24 protein-coding genes are annotated in these 25,230 nt (G+C 71.3%); 14 read left to right on the top strand and 10 right to left on the bottom strand.

Annotated features, from left to right (window positions below; all coding sequences use genetic code 11):
* Positions 1-53 precede the first annotated feature (53 nt).
* The 6 genes from dacB (at position 54) to folE (ending at position 7,675) form a co-directional block, all read left to right on the top strand.
* Complete coding sequence (gene dacB, locus ACH4VO_RS24165; RefSeq protein ID WP_398441345.1) at positions 54-1,538, top strand: D-alanyl-D-alanine carboxypeptidase/D-alanyl-D-alanine-endopeptidase; 1,485 nt, start codon at positions 54-56, stop codon at positions 1,536-1,538.
* Between the two features lie 48 nt (positions 1,539-1,586).
* Positions 1,587-2,723, top strand: coding sequence for a zinc-dependent metalloprotease (locus tag ACH4VO_RS24160; protein ID WP_360991178.1), 1,137 nt, complete (start codon positions 1,587-1,589; stop codon positions 2,721-2,723).
* Between the two features lie 190 nt (positions 2,724-2,913).
* Positions 2,914-3,987: a tRNA lysidine(34) synthetase TilS gene (gene tilS / locus ACH4VO_RS24155; RefSeq protein WP_360991175.1), complete on the top strand. Its 1,074-nt coding sequence runs from the start codon at positions 2,914-2,916 to the stop codon at positions 3,985-3,987.
* Positions 3,988-4,086: 99 nt separating this feature from the next.
* The gene (hpt, locus tag ACH4VO_RS24150; RefSeq protein WP_069172153.1) at positions 4,087-4,626 is read left to right on the top strand and encodes a hypoxanthine phosphoribosyltransferase; all 540 of its coding nucleotides are present in this window, start codon (positions 4,087-4,089) and stop codon (positions 4,624-4,626) included.
* Between the two features lie 206 nt (positions 4,627-4,832).
* Complete coding sequence (ftsH, locus tag ACH4VO_RS24145; RefSeq protein WP_360991172.1) at positions 4,833-6,881, top strand: ATP-dependent zinc metalloprotease FtsH; 2,049 nt, start codon at positions 4,833-4,835, stop codon at positions 6,879-6,881.
* A 188-nt stretch (positions 6,882-7,069) separates the two neighbouring features.
* Entirely contained in the window at positions 7,070-7,675 is a 606-nt protein-coding gene (gene folE / locus ACH4VO_RS24140; RefSeq protein WP_069171936.1) for a GTP cyclohydrolase I FolE, read from the top strand.
* A 58-nt stretch (positions 7,676-7,733) separates the two neighbouring features.
* Here the strand turns inward: folE and ACH4VO_RS24135 are convergent, their stop codons facing one another.
* The 6 genes from ACH4VO_RS24135 to ACH4VO_RS24110 all read right to left on the bottom strand — a co-directional run bounded on the left by ACH4VO_RS24135 (position 7,734) and on the right by ACH4VO_RS24110 (position 12,816).
* On the bottom strand, positions 7,734-8,219 hold the full coding sequence (locus ACH4VO_RS24135) for a DUF3180 domain-containing protein (RefSeq protein WP_360991169.1): 486 nt from the start codon (positions 8,217-8,219) through the stop codon (positions 7,734-7,736).
* Between the two features lie 58 nt (positions 8,220-8,277).
* On the bottom strand, positions 8,278-8,886 hold the full coding sequence (gene folK, locus ACH4VO_RS24130) for a 2-amino-4-hydroxy-6-hydroxymethyldihydropteridine diphosphokinase (protein ID WP_360991166.1): 609 nt from the start codon (positions 8,884-8,886) through the stop codon (positions 8,278-8,280).
* Entirely contained in the window at positions 8,883-9,242 is a 360-nt protein-coding gene (gene folB / locus ACH4VO_RS24125; RefSeq protein WP_360991164.1) for a dihydroneopterin aldolase, read from the bottom strand. Before folB ends, folK begins: the two co-directional genes overlap by 4 nt.
* Positions 9,243-9,465: 223 nt before the next feature.
* The gene (locus tag ACH4VO_RS24120; RefSeq protein ID WP_360991161.1) at positions 9,466-9,948 is read right to left on the bottom strand and encodes a nuclear transport factor 2 family protein; all 483 of its coding nucleotides are present in this window, start codon (positions 9,946-9,948) and stop codon (positions 9,466-9,468) included.
* Positions 9,945-10,805 (bottom strand): dihydropteroate synthase, encoded by an 861-nt coding sequence (gene folP, locus ACH4VO_RS24115; RefSeq protein ID WP_360991158.1) that lies wholly within the window; start codon positions 10,803-10,805, stop codon positions 9,945-9,947. The genes ACH4VO_RS24120 and folP overlap by 4 nt, the downstream gene beginning before the upstream one ends.
* Before the next feature lie 175 nt (positions 10,806-10,980).
* The gene (locus tag ACH4VO_RS24110) at positions 10,981-12,816 is read right to left on the bottom strand and encodes a phosphatidylglycerol lysyltransferase domain-containing protein (RefSeq protein ID WP_360991155.1); all 1,836 of its coding nucleotides are present in this window, start codon (positions 12,814-12,816) and stop codon (positions 10,981-10,983) included.
* Positions 12,817-12,959: 143 nt separating this feature from the next.
* On the opposite strand from ACH4VO_RS24110, the gene ACH4VO_RS24105 reads away from it, so the two are divergent.
* On the top strand, positions 12,960-14,087 hold the full coding sequence (locus ACH4VO_RS24105; protein WP_360991152.1) for an alpha/beta hydrolase-fold protein: 1,128 nt from the start codon (positions 12,960-12,962) through the stop codon (positions 14,085-14,087).
* Positions 14,088-14,267: 180 nt separating this feature from the next.
* On the opposite strand, the gene ACH4VO_RS24100 is transcribed toward ACH4VO_RS24105, so the two are convergent.
* Positions 14,268-15,446 carry a betaine/proline/choline family ABC transporter ATP-binding protein gene (locus tag ACH4VO_RS24100; RefSeq protein ID WP_360991149.1) on the bottom strand — a complete coding sequence of 393 codons (1,179 nt, stop codon included), beginning with the start codon at positions 15,444-15,446 and terminating at the stop codon, positions 14,268-14,270.
* A 142-nt stretch (positions 15,447-15,588) separates the two neighbouring features.
* Here ACH4VO_RS24100 and ACH4VO_RS24095 point away from each other — a divergent pair, with 142 nt between their 5' ends.
* The 4 genes from ACH4VO_RS24095 (at position 15,589) to ACH4VO_RS24080 (ending at position 19,216) form a co-directional block, all read left to right on the top strand.
* Positions 15,589-16,299 carry an ABC transporter permease gene (locus ACH4VO_RS24095; RefSeq protein ID WP_360991146.1) on the top strand — a complete coding sequence of 237 codons (711 nt, stop codon included), beginning with the start codon at positions 15,589-15,591 and terminating at the stop codon, positions 16,297-16,299.
* 3 nt (positions 16,300-16,302) lie between these two features.
* Entirely contained in the window at positions 16,303-16,974 is a 672-nt protein-coding gene (locus ACH4VO_RS24090) for an ABC transporter permease (protein ID WP_360991143.1), read from the top strand.
* A 52-nt stretch (positions 16,975-17,026) separates the two neighbouring features.
* A complete protein-coding gene (locus ACH4VO_RS24085) occupies positions 17,027-18,007 on the top strand; it encodes an ABC transporter substrate-binding protein (protein WP_360991140.1) in 981 nt (326 codons plus the stop codon).
* 183 nt (positions 18,008-18,190) lie between these two features.
* The gene (locus tag ACH4VO_RS24080) at positions 18,191-19,216 is read left to right on the top strand and encodes a hypothetical protein (RefSeq protein WP_360991137.1); all 1,026 of its coding nucleotides are present in this window, start codon (positions 18,191-18,193) and stop codon (positions 19,214-19,216) included.
* Positions 19,217-19,238: 22 nt separating this feature from the next.
* On the opposite strand, the gene ACH4VO_RS24075 is transcribed toward ACH4VO_RS24080, so the two are convergent.
* Together ACH4VO_RS24075 and ACH4VO_RS24070 are read right to left on the bottom strand one after the other, a co-directional pair.
* Positions 19,239-20,381 (bottom strand): NADH-quinone oxidoreductase subunit D, encoded by a 1,143-nt coding sequence (locus tag ACH4VO_RS24075; RefSeq protein WP_360991134.1) that lies wholly within the window; start codon positions 20,379-20,381, stop codon positions 19,239-19,241.
* Positions 20,382-20,411: 30 nt separating this feature from the next.
* Entirely contained in the window at positions 20,412-21,401 is a 990-nt protein-coding gene (locus ACH4VO_RS24070) for an SAM-dependent methyltransferase (protein WP_360991131.1), read from the bottom strand.
* A gap of 96 nt (positions 21,402-21,497) precedes the next feature.
* On the opposite strand from ACH4VO_RS24070, the gene ACH4VO_RS24065 reads away from it, so the two are divergent.
* Together ACH4VO_RS24065 and ACH4VO_RS24060 are read left to right on the top strand one after the other, a co-directional pair.
* Entirely contained in the window at positions 21,498-22,706 is a 1,209-nt protein-coding gene (locus ACH4VO_RS24065) for a sensor histidine kinase (protein ID WP_360991129.1), read from the top strand.
* 31 nt (positions 22,707-22,737) lie between these two features.
* Complete coding sequence (locus tag ACH4VO_RS24060; protein WP_360991126.1) at positions 22,738-23,412, top strand: response regulator transcription factor; 675 nt, start codon at positions 22,738-22,740, stop codon at positions 23,410-23,412.
* Positions 23,413-23,613: 201 nt separating this feature from the next.
* Here the strand turns inward: ACH4VO_RS24060 and ACH4VO_RS24055 are convergent, their stop codons facing one another.
* Positions 23,614-24,726, bottom strand: coding sequence for a DUF5937 family protein (locus tag ACH4VO_RS24055; RefSeq protein WP_360991466.1), 1,113 nt, complete (start codon positions 24,724-24,726; stop codon positions 23,614-23,616).
* Between the two features lie 104 nt (positions 24,727-24,830).
* Here ACH4VO_RS24055 and ACH4VO_RS24050 point away from each other — a divergent pair, with 104 nt between their 5' ends.
* On the top strand, positions 24,831-24,986 hold the full coding sequence (locus ACH4VO_RS24050; protein WP_360991124.1) for a hypothetical protein: 156 nt from the start codon (positions 24,831-24,833) through the stop codon (positions 24,984-24,986).
* Positions 24,987-25,230 lie beyond the last annotated feature (244 nt).

The following is a 25,230-nucleotide window of genomic DNA, read 5'->3' as shown; positions in this document are numbered from 1 at the left end:
GTGGTTAAGTGTCCCTCACGCAGACGAGTGCTCGCGAAAGGGGCTGGTCAACGGTGGCCGAGCCGGTGGATGGACCGACGGACGAACCGTTGAGCCGGTGGGGCGGGTGGAAAGGACCGATGCGCCCGCTGCGGGGCGGCGCTCCGGACGACCGGCGGTTCGTCGCAGGCTCCGCGGTGCTCGGCCTGGTGGTCGCCGCCGGGGCCGTCCTCGCCGCCGGTCCCTGGGACTCCGGTCAGCGTAAGGCCGAGCAGCACCGGGCGGCCGCCGGTATGCGCTCAGGTGGCGCACATCACCAAGCGGCGGCGCCCCGGGGCCCCGAGCCCGCGGCGAGTGCCCCCGCGGTCCTGACCGCCCTGGGGGCCGCACGGGGCCTGAAGGAGCCCGTGGGCGGCGGCGGCCTGGAGGCCGCCCTCACGCCCCTGCTGGACGGGCCGGGCCTCGGCTCCCTGCGCACCGCCGCCGTCGTCGACACGGCCACCGGCAAGCAGGTGTACGCGCGCGGCGCCACCAGGCCCATGACCCCCGCCTCCACGGTGAAGCTCGCCACCGCCGCCGCCGCGCTCTCCGCGCTGGGGCCCGGCCACCGCATCGCCACCACCGTCCGGCTGTCGAAGGACGCGAAGACGCTCACCCTCGTCGGCGGCGGCGACCCCACCCTCGGCGAGGCCGCCCTGCGCGGCCTCGCCGCCGGCACCGCACGCGCCCTGCGCGGGAGCGGCACCGGCGCCGTAGCCCTGACGTACGACACCTCCCGCTACTCGGGCCCCGCCCTGCACCGCATCGGCCCCAACGAGAACATCGCGCCCGTCAGCGCGCTCATGGTCGACGAAGGGCGCCTCGACGACAGCGACAAGGGGCCGGCGCCCCGCACCGGCGACCCGGCGAAGGAGGCGGCCCGCACCTTCGCGGACCTGCTCGGCGACGCCGGCGTCACCACCCGTCCGGCCCCCTCCGCCGGTCGGGCCGCGGCCGGCTCCACGACCGTGGCCACCCATCTGTCCCCGCCGCTCTCCGCCCTGGTCGAACGCGCCCTGACCAACAGCGACAACGACATCGCCGAGGCCCTGGCCCGGCAGACCGCCCTGAAGGCGGGCAAGCCGGCCTCCTTCGCCGGAGCCCGGCTCGCCGTCACCGAACGGCTCAGGAAGCTGGGCCTTCCGGTCGCCGGCGCCCACCTCGCCGACGGTAGCGGCCTCGACCGGGCGGACAAGGTCACCGCCGGTCTCCTCACCGGGCTGCTCGCACTCGCCGCAGGCCCGGACCACCCCGAACTGCGTCCGGTCCTCACCGGCCTGCCGGTGGCCGGATTCAGCGGGACACTCGGCAGCCGCTACACCGTGACGTCCCGGGGCACCGGCCTGATCCGGGCCAAGACCGGCACGCTCACCGGGGTGAACGCCCTCGCAGGGACGGCGGTCGACGCCCGGGGCAGGCTGCTCGCCTTCGCCTTCCTGGCCTCGGGCACCACCTCACCGCAGGAGGCGGAGGCCACTCTCGACGCTCTGGCCACGGCGCTCATCCGGGGCACCGGGTGAGCGGCTGACACCCCACCGCGAGAGGGCGGCCTCACGTACGGTTGACGCATGACGAGCATCGGTGGTGCCGAGATGGTCGACTGGAATCTCGCGGTCGCGACCGCGACACGGTTCGTGCGGCCGGGTCCCGAGATCAGCCGCGAGGGGGCCCGCGCCGTCGTCGCGGAGCTCCGCCGGCATGCCAAGGCCTCGGAGGAACACGTCCGTTCCTTCACCCGGATGATTCCGGAGGGGCACGAACCCGAGGACACTCCGGTCCTGGTGGTCGACCGGGCGGGCTGGGTCCGGGCCAACGTGGCCGGCTTCCGCGAACTGCTGCGCCCTCTCCTGGGCAAGATGCAGGACCGCCGCGGCAACGGCCCCGGCGGCATGGTGCTCGGCGCGGTCGGCGGCAAGGTGACCGGCGTGGAGCTGGGCATGCTGCTGTCGTTCCTGGCCTCCCGTGTCCTGGGGCAGTACGAGACCTTCGCGCCCGCGACCAGGGAACTCCCCGCGTCGGCCGAGGGGGGCGGCAGGCTGCTGCTGGTCGCCCCCAACATCGTGCACGTCGAGCGCGAACTCGACGTCGAACCTCACGACTTCAGGCTCTGGGTGGCTCTCCACGAGGAGACCCACCGCACCCAGTTCACCGGCGTCCCCTGGCTCCGCGACCACCTGCGGGGCGAGATCCAGTCGTTCCTCGACGAGACGGACGTCGACCCGATGACCGTTCTGGAACGCCTCCGTGAGGCGGCCCAGACCTTCGCCGGAGGCAGCCGTCCCGAGGGGGAGGAGGGTGAGAACGGCGGGCGCAGCCTCGTCGACGTGGTCCAGACGCCCGCCCAGCGCGAGATCCTCGGCCGCCTCACCGCGGTGATGTCCCTTCTCGAAGGCCACGCGGACTTCGTGATGGACGGGGTGGGCCCCGAGGTGGTGGGTTCCGTCGCCGAGATCCGGGAGAAGTTCCAGCAGCGCAGGGCGCGTGGCGCGAGCCGCCTGGACCTGGCCCTGCGCAAGCTGCTGGGCCTGGACGCCAAGCTGCGGCAGTACCGCGACGGCGAGAAGTTCGTGCGCGCCGTGGTCGAGGAGGTCGGTATGGACGGCTTCAACCGGGTGTGGACCTCGCCCAACACCCTCCCCACGAAGGCGGAGATCGCCGCTCCCGCGGACTGGGTGGCCCGTGTGCACCGCAGGACCGATTCATGATCACGGCCTCACCGACGGCAGAAGATTGCCCCTCCAATCACCCATCCGAGGGAGCGTAGGGGCATGGGAAGGCGTGCAATGCTCGGTGAACAGCTCGTCTCTGTCACCATCGACGCACTCTGAGTGAGGGAACCACCGGGTTCCGGCACTCCGAGGCACCTTCCCACAACTTCACCGAAGGGCACCGGACATGGGTCCCCATCCTGCGGTCGCGGCGATACGCCTGGCGGTCCGCCGCGTACTCCACGACGTCGTCACCGAATACAACCGCCACCCCGGACAGGCCGGCCGTGCCGAGCTCGCGGAAGCCGGGGCGGGTGGCCGGCGCGCGCCGCTCCCCGACCGCCCGGAGACCCCGCTGGTGCTCGTGGCCTGCTCGGGAGGCGCCGACTCCATGGCGCTCGCCTCCGCCCTCGCCTTCGAATCCCGCAAGCTCCCCGTCCGGGCCGGCGGCATCACCGTCGACCACAACCTCCAGCCCGGCTCCGGTCTCCGCGCCGATGAGGTCGTCACCCGCCTCGCCGGCATGCGGCTCGACCCGGTCGAGGCCGTCGCCGTGCATGTCGGCCGCGAGGGCGGGCCCGAGGCCGCGGCCCGGGAGGCGCGGTACGCCGCGCTGGACGCCGCCGCGGAGCGCCACGGCGCCGCCGCCGTCCTCCTCGGCCACACCCGCGACGACCAGGCCGAGACCGTCCTGCTGGGCCTCGCCCGCGGGTCAGGTATCCGCTCGCTCTCCGGGATGGCGGCCGCCTCCGGGCCCGCCGGCCGCTACCGCCGCCCCTTCCTGCAGCTCGACCGGCAGACCGCGCGCAAGGCCTGCCTGGTCCAGTCGCTCCCCGTCTGGGACGACCCCCACAACGCCGACCCCGCCTACACCCGCTCCCGCCTGCGCCACGAGGGTCTGCCCGCCCTGGAGAAGGCCCTGGGCAAAGGTGTGGTGGAGGCCCTCGCCCGTACGGCACAGCTGTCCCGGGACGACGCCGACGCGCTGGACACCTGGGCCGCCGAGGCCGCCCGTTCGGTGTTCGACGACGACGGGCGGCTGGAATGCGCCAAGCTCTCCGTCCTGCCGCCCGCGGTACGCCGCCGGGTGCTGCGCCGTGCCGTCATGGACGCCGGATCCCCCGCCGGATCGCTCTTCGCCCGCCACATCGAGGAGGTCGACCGGCTCATCACCGGCTGGCGCGGCCAGGGCGCCATCAACCTGCCCGGCCGCGTCGAGGCGCTGCGGCAGGGTGGCAGACTGGTCATTCGGCAGAGCTGAAGCGCAAGCGGCTGAAGTGCAGGCGAAACGGCCGGCCCGTCCCGGGGAAGAGTCCGGGTCCGGCAGGCAGAGAAAGAGACGCGGGTGAACGAGAAGGACATGGGCGCCGACCTCCAGTCGGTGCTCCTCACCAAGGAAGAGATCGACGCGAAGCTCGTCGAACTGGCCGCGAAGATCGACGCGGAGTACGCGGGCAGGGATCTGCTCATCGTCGGCGTGCTCAAGGGTGCGGTGATGGTCATGGCGGACCTGGCGCGCGCGCTGTCCACCCCCGTCACGATGGACTGGATGGCCGTCTCCTCGTACGGAGCGGGCACCCAGTCCTCCGGCGTCGTCCGGATCCTGAAGGACCTCGACACCGACATCAAGGGCAGGGATGTCCTGATCGTCGAGGACATCATCGACTCCGGCCTGACGCTGTCCTGGCTGCTGACCAACCTCGGCTCCCGGGAACCCGCCAGCCTGGAGGTCTGCACGCTGCTCCGCAAGCCCGACGCGGCGAAGGTCGCGATCGACGTGAAGTGGGTCGGCTTCGACATTCCCAACGAGTTCGTCGTCGGCTACGGGCTGGACTACGCGGAGAAGTATCGCAACCTCCCCTTCGTCGGCACGCTCGCCCCGCACGTCTACGGCGGCTGACACCCTGCCCGGCGGAAACCGCCGAACCGGGGCCGGCTCCGGGGAACCCTGACCGTTCTCCCGCCGTTGAGCCTTCGGAGGCGGGTTCGACAGACGTCCCCTGCGGTCGCGGGTGACAATGCTGGGGTACCGTCCGAAGAACAGTCTTTTCTCACAGCAGCATTTACCTACGGGCAGGAGGGACGGGGCGACTTCGCTCCGTATGGATGGACGTGAAGCGATACTTCCGTGGGCCGGTCATGTGGATCGTGCTGGCCGTCCTCGCCGTGGTCGTGTTGATGCAGGTCGTCGGCTCGTCGGGCGGCTACAAGACGGTGGACACCGGCAAGGTGATCCAGGCGATCAGCAACAACCAGGTGGAGCAGGCCAAGCTCACCACCGGTGACGAACAGATTCTCAAGATCGAGCTGAAGGCCAAGGAAAAGCTCAAGGGCGAGTCCGGCAGCAAGTTCCAGGCCAGTTACATCGGCAACCAGGGCGTCGAGCTGGCCGACACGCTGCAGAAGAAGTTCGAGAGCGGTGACATCGAGAAGGGTTACACCGTCTCGCCGTCGAAGCAGTCCCCGTTCGTCTCGATCCTCCTCTCCCTGCTGCCCTTCGTCCTGATCGTGGTCGTGTTCCTGTTTCTGATGAATCAGATGCAGGGCGGCGGCTCCAAGGTCATGCAGTTCGGCAAGTCCAAGGCGAAGCTGATCACCAAGGACACGCCGAAGACGACCTTCGCCGACGTGGCGGGGTCGGACGAGGCCGTCGAGGAACTGTACGAGATCAAGGAATTCCTCCAGGAGCCGGCGAAGTTCCAGGCCGTCGGCGCGAAGATTCCGAAGGGTGTCCTGCTCTACGGGCCGCCCGGTACGGGCAAGACCCTGCTCGCCCGCGCCGTCGCGGGCGAGGCGGGCGTGCCCTTCTACTCGATCTCCGGTTCCGACTTCGTCGAGATGTTCGTCGGTGTCGGTGCCTCCCGGGTCCGTGACCTCTTCGAGCAGGCCAAGGCGAACGCTCCGGCGATCGTCTTCGTCGACGAGATCGACGCCGTGGGCCGGCACCGCGGTGCGGGCATGGGCGGCGGTCACGACGAGCGCGAGCAGACGCTCAACCAGCTCCTCGTCGAGATGGACGGCTTCGACGTGAAGGGCGGCGTCATCCTGATCGCCGCCACCAACCGGCCGGACATCCTGGACCCGGCGCTGCTGCGTCCCGGACGGTTCGACCGGCAGATCGCCGTCGACCGGCCGGACATGCAGGGCCGCCTGGAGATCCTCAAGGTGCACCAGAAGGGGAAGCCTGTGGCCCCCGACGTCGACCTCAACGCGGTCGCCCGTCGTACGCCCGGCTTCACCGGTGCCGACCTGTCGAACGTGCTGAACGAAGCGGCGCTCCTCACGGCGCGCAGCAACAAGAAGCTGATCGACAACCACATGCTCGACGAGGCCATCGACCGCGTCGTGGCGGGCCCGCAGAAGCGGACCCGGATCATGTCCGAGAAGGAGAAGAAGATCACCGCGTACCACGAGGGCGGACACGCCCTGGTCGCGGCTGCTTCCCCCCAGTCGGACCCGGTCCACAAGATCACTATCCTCTCCCGCGGCCGTGCCCTCGGTTACACGATGGTGCTCCCGGAGGAGGACAAGTACTCCACGACGCGTAACGAGATGCTCGACCAGCTGGCGTACATGCTGGGCGGGCGCGCGGCCGAGGAGCTGGTCTTCCACGACCCGACGACCGGTGCGGCGAACGACATCGAGAAGGCCACTGCCACGGCTCGCGCGATGGTCACGCAGTACGGCATGACCGAGCGGCTCGGTGCGATCAAGTTCGGCGGCGACAACACCGAGCCCTTCGTGGGCCGGGAGATGGGCCACCAGCGCGACTACTCGGAAGAGGTCGCGGCGCTCGTCGACGAGGAGGTCAAGAAGCTCATCGAGACCGCGCACAACGACGCGTGGGAGATCCTCGTCGAGAACCGCGACATCCTCGACGCCCTGGTCCTGGAGCTCCTCGAGAAGGAGACGCTCGGCAAGGAGCAGATCGCCGAGATCTTCGCCCCGATCGTGAAGCGTCCGGCCCGTCCGGCGTGGACCGGCTCCGCCCGGCGGACTCCGTCGACCCGTCCGCCGGTGCTCTCCCCGAAGGAGCTCGCCCTCACCAACGGCACGAACACCGCCAACGGTTCGGGTACCTCTCCGGAGATCGCCCCGCCGGACATCACGAAGAAGGACCTCGGCAGCTCCCCGGAGGAGCGTCCCGAAAGCTGAGGTCCGTCCCGTCCCGCCCGGTGTGTCCTCCGTCACGGGCACACCACAGGTTCCGGAATGGATGCCGCGCCCCCCAGGTTCTAGCCTGTGGGGGCGCGGCTTTTCCGTACGCCTGCGCCGGACCTGCCTTTTTCCGCGATTCCCGGGCCGGCCCCGCGCACGCGACAGCACAGAGGAACGAGGCACAGATGACCGACCCCGTAACGCTCGACGGACAGACGTCCATCGGCGTGTTCGACCAGAAGCGGGCCGAGTCCGCCGTACGGGAGCTCCTCATCGCAGTCGGCGAGGACCCGGACCGCGAGGGGCTGCGCGAGACCCCGGGCCGGGTGGCGCGTGCCTACAAGGAGATATTCGCGGGCCTCTACCAGGAGCCCGAGGACGTCCTGACGACCACCTTCGACCTCGGTCACGACGAGATGGTCCTGGTGAAGGACATCGAGGTGTACAGCACGTGCGAGCACCACCTGGTGCCGTTCCGCGGGGTCGCGCACGTCGGGTACATCCCGGCGACCAGCGGCAAGATCACGGGGCTGTCGAAGCTGGCGCGGCTGGTCGACGTCTACGCCCGGCGTCCGCAGGTGCAGGAGCGGCTCACCACGCAGATCGCCGAGTCGCTGATGGCGATCCTGGAGCCGCGCGGTGTCATCGTCGTCATCGAGTGCGAGCACATGTGCATGTCGATGCGGGGAATCCGCAAGCCCGGAGCCAAGACGCTGACGTCCGCCGTACGCGGCCAACTGCGCGACCCCGCCACCCGCGCGGAGGCGATGAGCCTCATCATGGCCCGCTGAGCGCGCGGATCACCCGCAGACGGCGGCGGGAGGGGCCGTCCGCCGGCAGCGGCGGGCGTCAGGCCGCGGTGGCGGCGTTCCCGCGGTCGTTCTTGTCCTCCGGGAGCTTGCAGACGCGCTCGAGGAACATCGCGGCCGCGATCACCGCCGCCCCGGCCAGCACCGCGCAGCCGGCGTAGATGGCCTGGTCACGCCGGGGCGGTACATCGAGGTAGCTGAGCAGGAAGACTCCCGTGCCGCCGTACATCCCGGCGACCAGTGCCGCGACGAGGGCACTGGCCTGGCCGAAGACCACCGCCCTGGCCGCCATGAGGGGCTCGACGCCCTTGGCTCCCGGGCGACGCTCACGCTGGGCACGGAGGCGGGCCCGGATCGACAGGGCGGTGGCGAGCAGGACGACGGCGATCACCGCCAGGACGACGGGTGCGGCGAGCGGCACGCTCGGCAGGGTGCCCAGGGAGTCCCAGAGGCGGGATCCGCCCCAGGAGATGACGCCGGCTCCGGCGAAGAGGCCGGCCAGTGGCCCGAGCCGTAGTTGCTTCACCGAGAGTGCCGCCCTTCTCCGCCGCCCATGTCGTCTCGTTCGTCATCGAGCCTAACGACTACTCGGGGAGACGGAGTTCCAGGTCGGCCCGGGGAAGCACCCCGTCACGTCCGACGCCCGCGAGGAGTTCACCGATCGGCCCGGAGCCGGGCAGCTGGGCGTCGGGGTCCACGTCGTGCCAGGGGGCGAGGACGAAGGCCCGCTCGTGGGCGCGTGGGTGGGGCAGGGTGAGCAGTGGGTCGTCGGAGACCACGTCGGCGTACGCCACGATGTCGACGTCGAGGGTGCGGGGGCCCCAACGCTCCTCACGGACCCGGTCGAAGGCCTCCTCGATGGCCTGGCCGCGTTCCAGGAGGGAGGACGGGGGCAGGGTCGTCTTCACGACGACCACGGCGTTGAAGTACGACGGCTGGGAGCCGGGGGTCACGCCCCAGGGCTCCGTCTCGTAGACCGGGGAGACGGCTTTGACCCGCAGCCCGGGAGTGTCCTCCAGGGCGTCGATGGCGCCCTGGAGGGTCTCCAGCCGGTTGCCGAGGTTGGAGCCGAGGGAGATCACGGCCCGTTTGGGGTTGGACAGGGTGATGTCCGCCGCGTCCACCTGCTCGACCACGGCGGCGGGAACCGGCTGGACGGTCGGATCGCTCTGACCCTCGGGAAACGCACTCATGCTCGGCTCCGGGTGATGGTGATGGTCACGTCGTCGAAGGGGACCGTGATCGGGGCGTCCGGCTTGTGCACGACGACCTCGACCTCTTCGACCCCGTCGTGCGTGAGGCACCGCTGCGCGATACGTTCCGCGAGGGTCTCTATCAGGTCGACCGGTTCACCCTCGACGACGGCGACGACCTCTTCCGCGACCACGCCGTAGTGCACGGTCTTCGTCAGGTCGTCGGCGGCTGCCGCGGGGCGGGTGTCCAGGCCGAGGACCAGGTCCACGATGAAGGTCTGGCCCTCCTCCCGCTCCCGGGGGAAGACACCGTGGTACCCACGGGCCTTGAGGCCGCGCAGCGCGACACGATCCACGCGAATCACTCCTGCTGTCGTTGGTCGGGGCGGCACCCGCGCGCGTGCGGGCGGAAGGGTGCCGTCTTGTGAATCTACCCGCGGGCACCGACAGGGCTCACGCGTGGGGCGTCGGGTCTGCCGGTAGGGGGCCGGGAGCCGCGTATACCCGGTGATCCGGTCGTCCAATCCCCCCAGGACCGGGACTGTTCCTCGCCGAGGGCATCCGCCTGACGCCCGCAGCTCAGGACGGTGAGTCCTCGTCCTCTTCCTCGCCGGTCTCCGCCAGTACGGGGGAGCCGTGGTGGGACCAGAGCTTCCAGCCGTCCGGTGTGCGCCGGAACACGTTCGTGGCGACGACGAGCTGGCCGACGAGCGGTCCGAGCGCGGCGCCGTCCTCCGCCGGGGCGCCGCTGAGGATGTTCTCCGTGCAGGTCACCAACGCGGTGTCGCCGGTCATCGCGACGCCGACGTCGGTCAGGAAGAACTGGATGTACTCGGTGTTGGCCATGATCAGCGCGTAACTGCGGAGCACCTCACCGCGCCCCGTGAGCACCGGCCAGCCGGGGTGGACGCAGGAGACCGTGAGGTCCTCGCCCGGCAGCCAGAGGTCGGAGAGCGCGTCGAAGTCGCCTCGCTCCATCGCCTCGTAGAAGGCGGTGTTGGCCTGTTCTACGGCTCGGATGTCGGCTGCGGCGGCCTCGTGTTCGTCCCGGGGGGTACTCATGCGGCTCCCTCGACGGCGCGGGCGACCCGGACGGCGTCGGCCGTGGGCCGTACGGCGTGGACGCGTACCGCCCAGGCGCCCGCGTTCGCCGCGAGGGCGGAGACGGCGGCCGTGGCGGCGTCGCGTTCACGTGCGGGCGGCGGAGCCGTGCCCTCACCGGCCAGGACGTGGCCGAGGAATCTCTTGCGCGAGGCAGCCACGAGCAGGGGCCGGCCCAGGTCGCGAAGCCGGGGAAGATGGGCGATGAGCGCCAGGTCCTGGGCGGCGTTCTTGGCGAAGCCGAGCCCGGGGTCGATCACCAACTTCTCCGGGGCGACCCCGCCGTCGATCACGGCGTCCATGCGGGCGCGCAGCTCGCCGACCACGTCGGCCACGACATCGTCGTAGACGGCGCGGCTGTTCATCGACTCGCTGAAGCCGCGCCAGTGCATCACGACGAACGGCACGCCGGAGGCAGCGACGACCGGGACCATGTCCGGGTCGGCCAGCCCACCGCTCACGTCGTTGACCAGGGCCGCACCGGCGGCGACGGCCTGCTCGGCGACGCGCGCCCGCATGGTGTCCACGGAGATGGTGACGCCCTCGGAGGCGAGCCCCCGTACGACGGGGATCACCCGGCGCAGTTCCTCCGCCTCGTCCACCCGGCTGGCACCGGGGCGGGTGGACTCACCGCCCACGTCGACGAGGTCGGCTCCCTCGGCCACGAGCCCGAGACCGTGCTTGATCGCCGCCGTGGTGTCGAACCAGTGGCCTCCGTCGGAGAAGGAGTCGGGCGTCACGTTCACGACACCCATAACCGCGCAGCGGTCCCACTCCGGCAGGCCCTGCACTGTGCCCCGTCCTCGCAACGTACTCATGTGCCCCAGCCTAGGGCGTGTGGCGAGAGGAGCGCCGCCTGCCCGGAGGGCAGGGCCGACGGCGTCCGGTGCGTGCGATCGCGTGGCGGAGGGGCGCCTCGGAACCTGCCGTATCGGGCCGGACCCCCGGCAATGGGGTGCAGGGCCCTGAGAGGCCGGCCCGGGAACGGGTCGGTCAAACCGCGCGGGCAGCGTGCTCGGCCGGCAGGTCCGGGCGGTGGGCGCAGGGCCGGGGAGCGCGGGGGCGGAACGGGCGGGGCGGCGCGAGGTGCAGGAAGCCCTCGGCCCGGAGGGCGGCGAGACCGATGCGGGGAAGATCGCGGCCGGTGCGGTAGACGACGAAACGGGGCTCCCAGCGGGGCCGGAACTTCGCGTTGAACCGGTAGAGCGACTCGATCTGGAACCAGCGCGACAGGAAGATCAGCAGTCCTCGCCAGCAGCGCAGGACCGGTCCCGCGCCCAGCCGTTCGCCGCGGGCGAGAGCCGAGCGGAACATGGCGAAGTTCAGCGAGACCCGGGTGACCGCGAGTGCGGGAGCGGCCTGCAGGGAGGCGACTATCAGCAGTTCGTTCATGCCGGGGTCGGCCGAGCGGTCGCGCCGCATCAGCTCCAGGGAGAGGCCGTCGCGGCCCCACGGGACGAAGTGGAGCACCGCCTTCAGGTCTCCGTGCGGGGAATCCGCCGCGCCGGAATCCGCCAGATGGGCGGTCGCGACGACACAGTCACCGTCGTAGGGGTCACCGATCCTGCCCAGCGCCATGGAGAAGCCGCGCTCGGTGTCCGTACCGCGCCAGTCGGCGGCGGCTTTGCGGATGCGGGCGAGTTCGGTGTCGCCGATGTCGCGTGCGCGCCGGACCCGGGTCTCGTAGCCGTTACGCTCGATGCGCTTCACCATCTGCCGCACGTTGCGCATCGGTCGCCCGGCCAGGGAGAAATCCGCGACGTCCACCACCGCCTCGTCGCCGATCTCCAGCGCGGACAGCCCGGTCTCGCGGGTCCACACCTCTCCGCCGGTCTCGCTGCAGCCCATCACCGCCGGTGTCCAGGAGTGCGCCCTGGCCTCGTCCATGAAGCGCTCGATGGCTCCCGGCCAGGCCTCCACGTCACCGATCGGGTCACCCCCCGCGAGCATCACGCCCGACACCACGCGGTAGCAGACGGCGGCCTTGCCGCTGGGGGAGAAGACCACGCCCTTGTCGCGGCGGAGCGCGAAGTGCCCGAGGGAGTCGCGGCCCCCGTGCTTGTCCAGCAACGCCCGCAGCCGCACCTCGTCGTCCTCGGTGAGGCGGGCGGCCGGGTGCTCGGGCCGGAAGGCCAGGTAGATCGTGGTGACGGCGGTCAGCAGACCCAGGGAGCCGAGGGAGTACGCCACCGTCCATGAGGTCGTGCCGGCGTAGTCGACGGGCCCCTCGAAGCCGAACAGGCCGTACAGCACGTGCTGGAGCCGGTCGGCGATGGAGGGGTTTCCGACAACGCGCCCCGGGTGCACGCTGACGACCACCAGGCCCAGGGCCATCGAACCCGCCCCGAGCAGAACGAAGTTGGCCAGGGCCCGCCAGCGGCTCCTCGGGTCGGGGAGCGCCGCGAACTGGCCCCGGTGCCGTACCAGGAGGTAGCAGAGCACCAGCGAGACGAGCACGCCGATCAGGGAGTGCCGGTAGACGAACTGCGCCACGGCGCCCGCCGGCAGCAGGACCACGGCCGCCCGCCAGGCGCGCCGTTTGTGCCGCTTGATGCCGTGGGCGAGCAGGAGCAGCAGGACCCCCGAGCTGAGGGAGAGCGCCGCGGCGAACGGGCCGAGGGCGCCGGGGAGCACCTCGGCGAGGGTGTGCATCCGGCTGTGCCGGAAGCGGGGGAAGACGCCTGCGGCGACGTCGATCAGGCCGACGATCGTGCAGGCGCTGCCGATCAGCGCCGGTACCGCTTCGGGCCGTGGCCCGCGCAGAAGCCCGCGTCCGCGGACCGCGAACGGAACCTTTCTGGATTTGTCCCCATCTACCGTGACAGACATCGCTTCCCGTGGCTCCGCGAGAGATTCCTGAGTCCGTCGGCCGAAGCCCCTACGGACGATGTGCGACCTCTAGGACGAAGCTTCCGCGAAGTGGGTTCATCCTCTTTGCGGAAATTTCACGCACAGAAAGCTCATCTGTACTCATGGGTCTCACCAGCAACGCTGTTCTGGCCGTCGCGGCAGCCGTGGCCGTCACGCTGTTCGCCGTCACGATCCGTCTCTGGCCCCGGCTGGCCGCCCGTACCGCCCGCGCGGTGGCGGGCCGGGTCGGCCTCCTGCTGGCGACCCAGCTGACGCTCTTCGTCGCGGTCGGCCTGATGGCCAACAACTCCTTCCTGTTCTACGGCTCCTGGGCCGACCTGTTCGGGCGGCAGCAGGAACTGGGCACGGTCGTCGACCACGGGACGGACATCGGCGCACCCGGGAGCACGACGGCCCGGATCGGCAGCGTGCGGCCGGACGTGCCGGGGGGCGGGAGACCCGAGGTCGGCGGCCGGATCGACAAGGTCGTCGTCTCGGGCCGCACGTCCGGGATCGACAGCGCCGCCTACGTCTACCTGCCGCCGGAGTACTTCCAGCCGGCCAACGCCGGGCGCGGCTTCCCCGCGGTCGTCGTGCTCACCGGCTACCCGGGGACGGCCGAGAACCTCTTCAAGGGGCTGCGCTATCCGCAGACCGTGCACGACCTGGTGAAGGCGGGAAGGGCGCAGCCGATGATCCTGGTGATGCTGAGGCCGACGGTGGCGCCGCCCCGGGACACCGAGTGCGTGGACGTCCCGGGCGGTCCCCGGACCGAGACCTTCCTCGCGCGGGACCTGCCCCAGGCGGTCTCGCGGACCTACCGGGTCGGCAGCCGCGCCGCGAACTGGGGGATCATCGGAAACTCGACCGGCGGCTACTGCGCACTGAAGATCGGGATGCACCACCCGGACGGATTCGCGGCGAGCGCCGGGCTCTCGGCCTACTACAAGGCGGCCGAGGACCCGACGACCGGCGACCTGTTCCACGGTGACCGGGCTGCGCGCCGTCGGGCGGACCTGCTGTGGACCCTGGCGCACCGGCCGCCGGCGGCCGCCTCGTCGTTCCTTGTCACGACGTCCCGCCAGGGTGAGGGGAACCTCGGGGCGACCCGGGAGTTCATCGCCCGGGTGAAGGCCCCCGCCAGGGTGTCCTCGATCGTGCTCGACAGCGGCGGGCACAACTTCAACACCTGGCGGCGGGAGATCCCTCCGGCGCTTGAGTGGATGAGCGGCAGGCTCAGCGGGCGCTGAACCCGGGCGCTGAACCCGGGCGCTGAACCCGGGCGCTGAACGCGGGGGCTGAACGCGGGGGCGGCGCGGTACGGTTCCGGGCCCGCCGGCGGCCTGCTTCGAGGTGGCCCCTGCTTCAAGGTTGCCCCTGCCCCGAGGCCGCCCCCGCCTCGCCGGTGCCCCGGGAGGCGCCCACCCCGCTCAGCGTGAGTCGACCTTCGTGACCGTCTCGACGGCGACCTCCGCCCGTGGGACGTCCTGCGCGTCCGCGTCGATCGAGCGGCGCAGGGCCTCGTGGAGGCGTGCCGGAGTGAGGACGCCGAGGAAGCGACCGGCGCTCCCCTCGTCGATGACGGCGATCCATCCCGCGTCGTGCTGGAGCATCGTGGCGAAGGCCTGCTTGAGCGGGGCGCCGAGCGGGAGCCAGGCCTCCATCCGACGGGCGTGTTCGCGAACCGTTCCCCCGGCCGCCGCCGGCCCGCCGCCTGCGGGTATCCAGCCGTGCAGGTTGTCCTCGCCGTCCAGCACCACCGCCCAGCGGGCCCCCTCGGCCCGCAGCCGCTCGGTCGCCCGTGGCAGGGGGTCGTCGAGGTGCACGACCGGCGGCTGGTCCAGGTCGCTCTCCTCGATGGGCGTGACGGAGAGCCGCTTGAGGCCGCGGTCGGCCCCGACGAAGTCCGCGACGTACGGTGTCGCGGGCGCACCGAGCACGGTGGCGGGCGAGTCGAACTGCTCGATGCGGCCCTGCCCGTACACGGCGATGCGGTCACCGAGCCGGACGGCCTCCTCGATGTCGTGCGTGACGAACAGCACCGTCTTGCGGACCTGTGCCTGCAGTCTCAGGAATTCGTTCTGAAGCTTTTCGCGGACGACGGGGTCGACCGCGCCGAAAGGCTCGTCCATCAGCAGGACAGGAGGATCCGCTGCCAGCGCCCGCGCCACACCCACCCGTTGGCGCTGACCGCCGGAGAGCTGTTCCGGATAGCGGTCGCCATAAACGGAGGGATCCAGTCCGACCAGGTCGAGCAGTTCGGCGGCGCGCGCGCGGCCCTTCGCCCTTTTCCAGCCCAGGAGATGGGGCACCGTCGCCGTGTTCTCCAGCACGGTCCGGTGCGGGAAGAGTCCCACCTGCTGGATCACATAGCCGATACGGCGCCGGAGTCGGACGGGGTCGATGGAGGATATGTCGTCCCCGGCGAGCGATATCCGGCCCTCGGTCGGTTCGATCAGACGGTTCACCATCTTCATGGTGGTCGTCTTGCCGCAGCCGGAAGGTCCGACGAGCGTGACCAGTTCCCCCTCGGCGACCTCGAAGGAAAGGCCGTCGACGGCGGTCGTGCCGTCCGCGTACCGCTTGGTGACGTGCTCGAAACGGATCATGGTTCCCCATTGTGACGCGGGTTCTGTGAAGGACGTGTTGCCGGAATACGACAGCCTCGGCGATTGTCAGTGGTCGAGGATAGGGTCACCGGTGATCGGATCCGCTGCGGAGCGGCCGCGGTGAACGGGGGGTGAGGGGCGGATGGCCGAGCGGAACTGCCTGGTGGCGAACGACTGGATCTGCGGAGAATATCTGCGCTCCCGGAGCCAGGAGCTGACCGATGCGACGGTCCAGCACATCTGGATCACGGCGCTTTCGGTGCTGATCGGGCTCGCGGTCGCCTTTCCGCTCGCGCTGCTCGCACGCCGCGGACGGCATTTCGCAGGACCGGTGCTGGGCCTGACCACCGTGCTCTACACCGTGCCGTCGCTGGCGATGTTCTCGCTCCTGCTGCCGCTCTTCGGACTCTCCGCCGCGCTGGTCGTCACCGGTCTCGTGCTCTATTCACTGACCATTCTCGTGCGGAACATCCTGGCGGGCCTCCAAGCGATCCCCCAGGAGGCCAGGGAAGCCGCGCAAGGCATGGGGTACGGTCCCGGCAGGCTGCTCTGGGAAGTCGAACTCCCGCTGGCCCTGCCCGCCCTGATGGCCGGACTTCGGATCGCCACGGTCTCGACGGTCGCACTGACCACGGTCGGCTCCCTCGTCGGGAAGGGCGGTCTCGGCAATCTCATCGAGGACGCGCTGCCCAGCTTCTTCAAGGCCCAGGTGCTCACCGCGTCCGTGCTCTGCGTGCTGCTCGCGGTGGTGGCGGATCTGCTGCTGCTCGGTCTGCAGCACCTGCTCACGCCCTGGACCCGGATACGGATATCCGCCGTGCCGACGGGCATCGCGAAGACGGAGGCGGGCTAGACCGTGGGGATCATCGGGGACGCCTGGACCTGGCTCGTCACCGGGGCCAACTGGACCGGGGACGACGGCGCCACGCACCGGCTCGGCGAGCACCTCTTCGTCAGCGGCGTCGCTCTCGGGGCTGCCTGCGCCCTCGCGCTGCCGCTCGCCCTGTACCTCGGACACATCGGCAAGGGGGGTGCGCTCGCGGTCAACATCTCCAATGTGGGGCGGGCCGTCCCCGTCTTCGCGGTACTGGCGCTCTTCATGATGACCCCCCTGCGTAACTCCGGTTATCTGCCCACAGTCATCGCGCTGGTGCTGTTCGCCGTGCCACCGCTGCTGACCAACGCCTACGTCGGGATGACGGAGGTGGACAGGCCGGTGGTGGAGGCCGCACGGGGTATGGGGATGTCGGGCGGGCAGCTCTTCCTGCGGGTCGAGCTCCCACTGGCCTACCCGATGATCATGACCGGTCTGCGTTCCGCCGCCGTCCAGGTCGTCGCCACGGCCTCGATCGCGGCGATGGTCGGCCTCGGCGGCCTCGGCCGGATCATCACCGCCGGATTCAACACCTATGACACGGCCCAGGTCTTCGCGGGAGCCGTCCTGGTCGCCCTGCTGGCCCTGGTGGTCGAGGGCGTGCTCGTGGCGCTGGACCGGCTGCTGGCGCCCGGGCGCCGCCGGTCCGCATGAGGACCGGGCTTTCGACGTGCACACACTTTTTTTCTCGCGGACGGAGAACATCATGAGCAGGATCTCGCGCACAGCGGGTGCGGTCGTCGCGGTGGTCGCGCTGGCGGGTTCGCTCGCCGCCTGCGGCGGCGACAGCCTGGAGAACAAGAAGGGCGGCCCGGACACCGGCGCGGGCGCCGGCTCCGCGAAGGGTTCGCTGGTGGTGGGAGCCGCGGCCTTCACCGAGTCCAAGGTGCTCGCCGAGCTGTACGCCCAGCTCCTGGGCGACACCGGATACAGCACCTCGGTCACCACGGTGAAGAACCGTGAACTGTACGAACCCTCGCTGGAGAAGGGCGAGATAGACGTCGTCCCCGAATACGCGGCGACCCTCGCCGAATTCCTCAACGCCAAGGTCAACGGGGTGAAGAAGGCGGAAGCCGCGCCGGTCGCCTCCGGTGACGCCGCGGCCACCGTGGCGGCGCTGGAGAAGCTCGCGACGCCGCTCGGTCTGAAGGTCCTCCCGGCCGGCAAGGCGGTCGACCAGAACGCCTTCGCGGTGAGCGGGGAATTCGCCTCGAAGAACGACCTCAAGACGCTTTCCGACCTCGGCCGGTCGAAGCTGAAGGTGAGGATCGCGGCGGGTGACGAGTGCGAGGTGCGCCCCTTCTGCGCCCCGGGCCTGAAGAAGACGTACGGAATCGACGTCACCGGCATCGACCCCAAGGGTGTCGGAACACCCCAGTCCAAGCAGGCGGTCAAGGACGGGAAGGACCAGTTGGTCCTCACGACCACCACGGACGCGGTGCTGGACACCTACGGGCTGGTGTTCCTGGAGGACGACAAGAAGCTGCAGAACGCCGACAACGTCCTGCCTGTACTCAATGCCGAGGACGCGGGTTCTCCGGAGATCGCCGCGGCGCTCGGGAAGCTCACCGACGTACTCACCACCGAGGACCTCGCGGAACTCAACCTCAAGGTCGACGCCGAGCGCGTCAAGCCCGCCGACGCGGCCAGGAATTATCTGCGGTCCAAGGGGCTGATCAAGAAGTAGAAGAGCGCGGCGAAGTGCCTTCCGCGAGACCGTGAAGGGCTTTCGACCGGGTCCGGCCGGACAGAGGTGCGGTGCCGTGCGGGGGGTTCAGCATGATCCACTGTGCGGGTCCTGAGTAACCGCCCGGGAACAGATTGCCGGGCGGTCTCCCAACTGACCGGCGAGCACGGTAAATTTCGGGCCATGCCACGTGGACGCCACCGCCATTCGCCACCCCTTCACAAAATCCTGCCGCCCACCGTGGTGGCCGGGGTGTCGGTCGTCTGTGCCGCCGGAGCCTGGCTCCTCGCGGACCCCGTGCCCCTGCGCGGACTCGTGGCGGCCACCGCCGCCGTCGCGCTCTCCGGCGCGTACCTGATGCGCAGCTGGGACCGTGCCGCGGGGCTACGCGTCGCGGAACTGACCCGGGCGAGGGCCGGTGACGAGTGGAAGGCCGAGGAGCGCATAGCCGAGCTCGAGTCCGATCTCGAGGAGTCACGGGCCCTGCGCACCCGGCTGGAGACGAAGCTGCGCCGCAAGCGCGTGGAGCTCGCCGGTCTCCGGGGTGAGCACGCCGCCCTGCTGCGCCGCTACGCCAACGCCGAGACCGAGCGGGCCAGCGCTCTGGAGGGCCGCAGGCAGCTCGCCATCGAAGCGTCCGCACCGCGCGAGCTGCCCGCCGCACGCTCCACACCCACACCCGACGCCTACCTACGGGCCGCGCAGGCCCTCCAGGACCTGACGCGCAACGCAGCCCTCCAGGAGGCGCGCCGCACGGCCGAACCGGCCAGGGAGCGGGACCTGGAGCGGGCCGCTGATCGGGACCCGGAGGGCGAGGGCCCGAGGGGGAAGCACGCGGCGGTCGCCGGAGCGGGTGACCACCAGCACCGCCGTCCCGCCGCGGCCCTCCCCGCACTTCAGCCGTCGCCCGCACCCGTGCGCGTGCCCCGCGCCGTTCCGGCGGCCTCGGCCGTCGTCCCGTACGCCGCCGCGCGCCGCCACGTCGTCCCGCAGGGGAGCTTCGACTTCTTCGGCACCCAGAAGGCGAACACCGCCGAGCTCGAGTCCGTGCAGAACGAGGACCTCGCGGACGTGGTGGGCCAGGAGGCGCTGGCGGCGCACCGTACGGGCGCTGCCGAGAACCGTGCCGTCGGCAAGGTCATCGACCTGACCGCGCACGACGAGACCGAACAGCTGGACGTCGTACGGCTGCGCAGCGCGATCTCGTGACCGCCGTGGCCGAGGGGCGCGGTTACTTGTCGATGTCCCCGACGACGAAGAAGAGCGACCCCAGGATCGCGACCATGTCGGCGACCAGGGTGCCGGGCAGGAGCTCGGTGAGCGCCTGGATGTTGTTGTACGAGGCGGAGCGCAGCTTCAGCCGGTAGGGGGTCTTCTCGCCCGTGGAGACCAGGTAGTAGCCGTTGATGCCGAGCGGGTTCTCGGTCCAGGCGTAGGTGTGGCCCTCCGGGGCCTTGAGGACCTTGGGCAGTCGCTGGTTGATGGGCCCGGGCGCGAGGCCGGCCATCCGGTCCAGGCAGGCGTCGGCCAGGTCCAGCGCGTTGTGCGTCTGTTCCAGCAGGCATTCGAAGCGGGCCAGGCAGTCACCCTCGGTCCGGGTGACGACCTTCAGGGTGTCCCGCAGCTCCCCGTACGCCAGATAGGGCTCGTCGCGCCGCAGGTCGAAGTCGACGCCCGAGGCGCGGGCGATCGGCCCGGACACCCCGTAGGCATGAACGGCTTCGGCGGACAGGACACCCACCCCGCGGGTGCGGCCCCGGAAGATCTCGTTGCCGAGGACGAGCCGGTCGTAGACGTCCATGCGGGAGCGCACGGAGGCCACGGCGTCCCTGGCCCGGCCGAGCCAGCCTGCGGGCAGGTCCTCCTTGAGGCCGCCGACCCGGTTGAACATGTAGTGCATCCGGCCGCCGGAGACCTCCTCCATCACGGCCTGCAACTCCTCGCGCTCCCGGAACGCGTAGAACACCGGTGTGATCCCGCCGAGTTCGAGAGGGTAGGAGCCGAGGAACATGAGGTGGTTCAGTACCCGGTTCAGCTCCGCCAGCAGCGTCCTCGTCCACACGGCGCGCTCCGGGACCTCCATGCCGAGCATGCGCTCGACGGCCATGACGACCCCGAGCTCGTTGGAGAAGGCCGACAGCCAGTCGTGGCGGTTGGCCAGCATGATGATCTGCCGGTAGTCCCGGGCCTCGAAGAGCTTCTCGGCGCCGCGGTGCATGTAGCCGATGACCGGTTCCGCGTGCTGGATGCGCTCGCCGTCGAGTACGAGCCGGAGCCGGAGCACCCCGTGCGTGGAGGGGTGCTGCGGACCGATGTTGAGCACCATGTCGGTGCTCTCTGCCGCGCCGCCGATGCCGACCGTCGTCTCCGTCATGCGGGACAGTATCCCTCGTCGGGTCCGCGGTCAGGCGGCGGAGCCCGGCGTCACCCGGTGCCGGAGCCAGCCGAAGTCCCCGAGCCCGCCGCGCGCTGTGAGTTCGGCCGCCTCGCCCGCCGAGGCGAGGGCCCGTACATAGCCGGCCGGGTCGGACGACGCCCGCGAGAGGGGCGGCCGTTCGCCGTTGACCCCCAGCTCCCGCAGCGCGGCCCGCTGGTCCAGGAGTTCCGCCTCCCCGCCGGCCGCCGCCGCGCAGGCGTCCAGTGCCACGTGCGAGGTGAGGTCGCAGCTCCCGTCGGGCACGGGGCGCACCTCGCGCCCCGCCCGGAACCCGGTCAGTGTCCCGAACGGCGGCCGGGCTCCTCCCACATGGGCGTAGTCCACGGCGACCGCGACCCCGCCGCTGAGCGAGCCGACGACCCGCGCCCACGCCTCGTCGCGCGGCCGGCCGATCTCCGCCCGCTCACCCGGCCGCGACAGCGGCCACCAGCGGTCGAGCCACCGCGCGTCCGCGCCGGTCACCGGATCGCCCAGCCGTTCCTCGCCGTCCGCCCGCCGGACGAGCACGTAACGGGCGACCCCGTCCCCGTCCGCCTCGGCGATGTCGGTGGGGACGTTGTCCAGCCACTCGTTGGCGAACAGCAGGCCCCGCGCACCCCGGGGCGGCTCGGTACACCACTCGATGCCCGGATCCAGCCCCGGGGGGCGGGGCGCGAGCTCCACGGCGTACGCCCGCACGGCGAGCCCCTGGGCGGCGGGCCGCTCCCGGAGCGCCGCCAGGACTCCGGTCAGCAGCTCACCCCGGCCCGCTCCGACGTCCACCAGGTCGACCGCGTCGGTCCCGAGCAGACCGGCCGTCCTGACCAGCAGTCGCGCGACTGCCGCGGCGAACAGCGGGGAGGCGTGCACCGAGGTGCGGAAATGCCCCGCAGGACCTTCGGGCCGCCGGTAGAAGCCCTTTTGCCCGTACAAGGCGGTCTCCGCCGCTTCCCGCCAGCCGCACCAGTCATACGTCACGTAGGCAAGTCTCCACCTTGGGGAGTACGGTCCCAGGACCCGGATCGGCCCTTCGGCTGACCCGGGCACCGATCAGCTGTCCCTACGCTGGGTAACGTGCAGCGCCTTTACGATTTCATCCGCAGACACCCGACGGGCGTCGACACCTTCTGGGCTGTCGTCCTCCTCGGGATCTCCGGCGTGTCCATCGTGCAGGGCCAGACCGGTGGTGGCCGGGAACGCGTGGCAGCCGTGCCCATCGCCGTCGGCCTGTGCGCCGTGGTCGCGCTGCGCCGCCGCGCGCCCGAGCGGATGCTGCTCCTGGCGATACTGATGGGCGCCGCTCAGCTGGTGTTCGGCGTCCGGCCGAATCCGGCGGACTTCGCCCTGCTGGTGATCACGTACACCGTGGCCACCGTCGGGGAGCGCTGGGCCTCCCGGCTCGCCCTGGGTTGCAGCCTGGTCGCGGCCGGACTGTCCATGCTGCGCTGGCCGCAGGAGACCCCGTCGAACAGCTGGCCGCAGTCCGTGTTCATCGTCGTCGTCATGACCGGGCCGTTCGTCCTGGCCTGGGTGCTCGGCGACTCGATACGCACCAGACGCGCCTACTTCAGCCAGCTGGAGGAGCGCGCCGCCCGGCTGGAGCGCGAGCGGGAGGCCCAGTCGAAGGTCGCCGTGGCCGCCGAGCGCGCACGGATCGCCCGCGAGCTGCACGACGTCGTCGCCCACAACGTCTCGGTGATGGTCGTCCAGGCGGACGGCGCCGCCTACGTCATGGACAATTCTCCCGATCAGGCCCGGCAGGCGCTGGAGACGATCTCCGTCACCGGCCGCCAGGCGCTCGCCGAGATGCGCCGGCTTCTCGGGGTGCTGCGGACCGGCGACACCCAGGAGAGCGGGGAGTACGTGCCCCAGCCCGACGTGCAGCAGATCGAGGACCTGGTGGGCCAGGTCAGGCGGACCGGCCTCGAGGTGGACTTCAAGATCGAGGGAACCCCGCGCCCGCTGCCCAGCGGGGTCGAGCTGACCGCGTACCGCATCGTCCAGGAGGCCCTGACCAACACCCGTAAGCACGGGGGTCCGGATGCCGGGGCGAGCGTACGGCTCGTCTACTTCGACGACGGACTCGGGTTGCTGGTCGAGGACGACGGCCGGGGCGCCGCGCACGAGCTCTACGTGGACGGTGGGGCCGACGGCGCGGGACAGGGAATGATCGGCATGCGGGAGCGGGTCGGCATGGTCGGCGGCACGCTCGACGCGGGGCCCCGCCCGGGCGGCGGTTTCCGGATCAGCGCGCTTCTCCCGCTCAAGGCGGCCGGCCAGTGACCATGCCAGTGACAGAAGGACAGGACCCCTCATGGCGATCCGCGTGATGCTCGTCGACGACCAGGTGCTGCTGCGCACCGGCTTCCGGATGGTGCTCGCCGCCCAGCCGGACATGGAGGTCGTCGCGGAGGCGGGCGACGGGGCGGAGGCGATCGAGGTCCTGCGGGCCACCACCGTCGACGTGGTGCTGATGGATGTCCGCATGCCCCGGCTGGACGGCGTCGAGGCGACCCGGCGCATCTGCGCGCAGCCCGATCCGCCCAAGGTGCTGATCCTGACCACGTTCGACCTCGACGAGTACGCGTTCTCGGGGCTGAAGGCGGGCGCCAGCGGTTTCATGCTCAAGGACGTGCCGCCCGGCGAGCTGCTCTCCGCCATCCGTTCCGTGCACAGCGGCGATGCCGTCGTCGCCCCGTCCACCACCCGCCGGCTGCTCGACAGGTTCTCCCCGATGCTGCCCAGCAGCGGCAAGGAGCCGCAGCACAAGCATGTCGGCAAGCTGACCGAGCGCGAGCGCGAGGTCATGATGCTGGTCGCCCAGGGCCTGTCCAACGGCGAGATCGCCGCCCGCCTGGTGCTGTCGGAGGCGACCGTGAAGACGCACGTCGGCCGCATCCTCACCAAACTGGCTCTGCGCGACCGCGTACAGGTCGTGGTGCTCGCGTACGAGACCGGCCTGGTCCGGGCGGGCGGTCAGCCGGGCTGAGGGCGGGAGCCCCGAGCCGGGCCGGCGGGCGCTTCGGCGGCAGGACGCAGACGGTGCAGGGACGGGGGCGGCGGCTGCCCGACAGCGTGGTGCGCGGTCCCGAGCACGTCGGTCCCGGTCCGAGCCGCCTGCTGCGGCACTGGTTTGTGCCGCTTCTGGACGGGCACCTGGCCCATCCGGTTCGACCGGGCCCACCGGCGCTCAGCGCAGGACGCCCTCCAGGAAGTCGCTGCCCAGGCGGGCCACCACGGTCAGGTCCAGCGCGTGCAGGACGTACCGGCCGCGCCGCCGGGTGGTCACCAGGCCGGCCTTCTTGAGTACCGCGAGGTGGCGGGAGACCTCGGGTGGGGTGATGCCGTGCGAGTCGGCGAGCTCCCCCGTGGTGTACGGGGAGCGGGCCAGGTTGCGGCAGAGGCGCATCCGCATCGGATGGGCCAGGGCCTCCATCCGCAGCTGGAGCAGTTCGACGGAGGCGGGGGAGGGCAGCTCGGGCGCGTGCACCGGGTAGTGGATCACCGGCCGCCACCCAGGGGCGTGCAGCACCATCAGATGGGGCCACCCGAAGCTGGTCGGGACGAGCGTGAGCCCGGTGCCCGCCGCGGAGCCGGAGGCGTCGGCGCGGCCGACGGTCAGCTTGTCGACGCAGATCCTGCCCGCGTCCTCGTCCAGGGAGAGGGCCGCCGACACGGCGTTCATCGCCGCGGCGACGCCCTTGCGCCGCAGTACCTCGGTCTTGTGGCGGGCGTCGGCGGCCAGCTGGACCTGGACGCGCTGCCAGGTGGCGGCGAAGAAGGCCTGGTCACAGTCCTCGAAGAGACGGCGGACCCATCCCCGTACGGCGGCGGGGTCGCTGAGCAGCTCCCGGGTGAACTCCGTCTGCTTGGGGCCTCTGGCAGCGGCCAGGTCCAGCGCGCGGGCGCGCATGCCGGCGTCGGTGAGGGGGGACGGCCCTCCGGCTCCGTACTGGCTCGCGCAGGTGAACTCCAGAGCCGCGGAGACGAACCGCTCGTCGTCGAGCTTGTCGAGGATGTCCAGGTCCTCGGCGAGGGTGGAGCCGGTCCTGCCGTCCCCGCCGCGGACACCGGCGAACGGCATGAAGACGTCGGAGAAGGTGTTCCGCCAGAGGAACTCCGCCTCGTGCAGCCGGTCCGCCAGGTCCGGCTCCAGAGCGGCGGCCGTCGCGGTGGCCCAGCCGTGCAGGCCCGGATGGTGCCCCGGCTCGGAGAGCGCGTGCAGAGCCAGCCCCAGCTCGGCGAGGGGCGAGATCTCGAAAACGATGCGCTCGGGGGGCAGGCCGGCGATGTCGATATGCACGCTCACCCCTCCATAGTGGGGCCTGGCCGAGCGGGGCCCGCCGCCATTTGACGGCGGCCGTCAATCCACGGGCCGGCCGGTGCGGACGGGTTCACGCTGGGCCCATGGACATCGTTCAGCAGCACATGCTCGACAGCTACCGCGCCGTGCGGCACGGCGAGGTGCCGCCCCCGCTGCCCGGCCGCCACGACTGGGACGTCCTGCGCGAACTGCGCAGGAGATTCCGTGCCTGGACCGAAGGCGCGGGCGGCGCCGGCTGAACCGGGGACCGCCCGGGAGCGGGCGGGGCACCGACTCCGGGGCAGCCCGGGCGCGAGGAGCGCCGCAGCCGGGGCCGGCCGAAGGCGGGCGGCGCCGACGATCCTGTACGGGGAAGAACCCGGGCCCGGACGCGGGCAGGGCCGCACCTGAGCCCGGACGCGGTAACAGGGACGGGCCTGGCGGGGGGCCTGGCCGCACCCGAGCCCGGCATGGGCAGGGCCGAACCCTGGGTGAAGCAGCGCA

It is taken from the genome of Streptomyces sp. NPDC020780 (assembly GCF_044334475.1).
In the GTDB taxonomy this organism is placed as follows: domain Bacteria; phylum Actinomycetota; class Actinomycetes; order Streptomycetales; family Streptomycetaceae; genus Streptomyces.
Note: the sequence above shows the minus strand (reverse complement) of the source record. Positions and strands in the feature narration are given on the sequence as shown.

Excerpts from the sequence above, each read along its gene's own strand:
- ACH4VO_RS24105 (WP_360991152.1), top strand. The coding sequence starts at position 12,960 with ATGGGTCTCACCAGCAACGCTGTTCTGGCCGTCGCGGCAGCCGTGGCC.
- ACH4VO_RS24100 (WP_360991149.1), bottom strand. The coding sequence starts at position 15,446 with ATGATCCGTTTCGAGCACGTCACCAAGCGGTACGCGGACGGCACGACC.
- folP (WP_360991158.1), bottom strand. The coding sequence starts at position 10,805 with ATGAGTACGTTGCGAGGACGGGGCACAGTGCAGGGCCTGCCGGAGTGG.
- ACH4VO_RS24110 (WP_360991155.1), bottom strand. The coding sequence starts at position 12,816 with ATGTCTGTCACGGTAGATGGGGACAAATCCAGAAAGGTTCCGTTCGCG.
- ACH4VO_RS24095 (WP_360991146.1), top strand. The coding sequence starts at position 15,589 with ATGGCCGAGCGGAACTGCCTGGTGGCGAACGACTGGATCTGCGGAGAA.
- ACH4VO_RS24160 (WP_360991178.1), top strand. The coding sequence starts at position 1,587 with ATGACGAGCATCGGTGGTGCCGAGATGGTCGACTGGAATCTCGCGGTC.
- ACH4VO_RS24120 (WP_360991161.1), bottom strand. The coding sequence starts at position 9,948 with ATGAGTACCCCCCGGGACGAACACGAGGCCGCCGCAGCCGACATCCGA.
- folK (WP_360991166.1), bottom strand. The coding sequence starts at position 8,886 with ATGAGTGCGTTTCCCGAGGGTCAGAGCGATCCGACCGTCCAGCCGGTT.
- tilS (WP_360991175.1), top strand. The coding sequence starts at position 2,914 with ATGGGTCCCCATCCTGCGGTCGCGGCGATACGCCTGGCGGTCCGCCGC.
- ACH4VO_RS24060 (WP_360991126.1), top strand. The coding sequence starts at position 22,738 with ATGGCGATCCGCGTGATGCTCGTCGACGACCAGGTGCTGCTGCGCACC.
- ACH4VO_RS24050 (WP_360991124.1), top strand. The coding sequence starts at position 24,831 with ATGGACATCGTTCAGCAGCACATGCTCGACAGCTACCGCGCCGTGCGG.
- ftsH (WP_360991172.1), top strand. The coding sequence starts at position 4,833 with ATGGACGTGAAGCGATACTTCCGTGGGCCGGTCATGTGGATCGTGCTG.
- folE (WP_069171936.1), top strand. The coding sequence starts at position 7,070 with ATGACCGACCCCGTAACGCTCGACGGACAGACGTCCATCGGCGTGTTC.
- hpt (WP_069172153.1), top strand. The coding sequence starts at position 4,087 with ATGGGCGCCGACCTCCAGTCGGTGCTCCTCACCAAGGAAGAGATCGAC.
- ACH4VO_RS24075 (WP_360991134.1), bottom strand. The coding sequence starts at position 20,381 with ATGACGGAGACGACGGTCGGCATCGGCGGCGCGGCAGAGAGCACCGAC.
- ACH4VO_RS24080 (WP_360991137.1), top strand. The coding sequence starts at position 18,191 with ATGCCACGTGGACGCCACCGCCATTCGCCACCCCTTCACAAAATCCTG.
- ACH4VO_RS24085 (WP_360991140.1), top strand. The coding sequence starts at position 17,027 with ATGAGCAGGATCTCGCGCACAGCGGGTGCGGTCGTCGCGGTGGTCGCG.